This is a genomic window from Paraburkholderia kirstenboschensis (assembly GCF_904848585.1).
Taxonomy (GTDB): Bacteria; Pseudomonadota; Gammaproteobacteria; order Burkholderiales; family Burkholderiaceae; genus Paraburkholderia; species Paraburkholderia kirstenboschensis.
The window spans coordinates 1-974 of the sequence record NZ_CAJHCR010000082.1 but is presented as its reverse complement, the minus strand read 5'-3'; the positions used below and the strand labels follow the sequence as shown (position 1 = coordinate 974).

Sequence of the window (974 nt, the reverse complement as noted above, 5' to 3'; positions counted from 1 at the left end):
ACCATGGGCTTTGGCGCCTGATGTCAGGTTCTTCGGCAGAATGGCGGCAATGCCTGCATCTGCACAAGCTTTTATCTGTGGGCCGCTGTAGTACCCCCGGTCGGCGATGACTTTCAATCTTCTCTTGCGCATGAAATCACGAGCAGCTTGCGCCATCGGACTGAGCTGCGACCGGTCGTGGCCGGAGTTTGTTACCTCGTGGGCAACGATGAGGTGGTGCCTGGCCTCTACGGCCATCTGCACGTTGTAGCCCACCATGCCCGAGCCCCTGCCGCTTGTCGCCATGGAGCGCGCATCAGGGTCAGTCAGCGAGAGCTGGCCATCCGGTTGCGTCTTGAGTTCTTCTTTAATCTGTTCGAGGCGATGCATCTGATCGCGCAATTGACCGATCTTCTCCTGCAGCCGCGCGGTCTTCGCTTCAAGCTCGGGTGGCTGCGTCCGGTCAGCCGTCTCCAATGCGCTCAGGTAGCGCTGGATGCTCTCCTCAATCTGCTGCTGCCGCTTGTCGATCTTGCCCGTTGTGAAGTTACGGTCGCGAGTGTTCGATGCCTTGAACTTGCTTCCATCAATAGCAACCAGTGCCTGCGAGAAGAGCTTCAGATCACGGCAAAGAACGACAAACCGGCGGCAGACGTTGCGGATGCCGGTGCCGTTGTCCCGTCGAAAGTCAGCTATCGTCTTGAAGTCTGGTACCAGTCGGCCTGTGAGCCACATCAGCTCGACATTGCGCTGACATTCACGCTCCAGGCGGCGACTCGATTGAATCCGATTGAGATAGCCGTAGATGTATATCTTCAGCAGCACTGCCGGATGGTAGGAGGGGCGACCTGTAGTCGACGGTGTGACACCTTCGAAACCCATCAATTCCAGTTCCAGCTCTTCGACGAAGGCCTCGATGATCCTCACCGGGTTATCCTCGGCAACGAAATCATCCAGACATTCTGGCAACAACGTTACCTGCTTGCGGTCTTCGC

At 57.3% G+C, this 974-nt stretch carries 1 protein-coding gene; it reads right to left on the bottom strand.

The window, feature by feature from the left end:
* A partial coding sequence (locus JMY24_RS38075) for an IS1182 family transposase (protein WP_201704131.1) occupies positions 1–974 on the bottom strand: 974 nt, incomplete at both ends.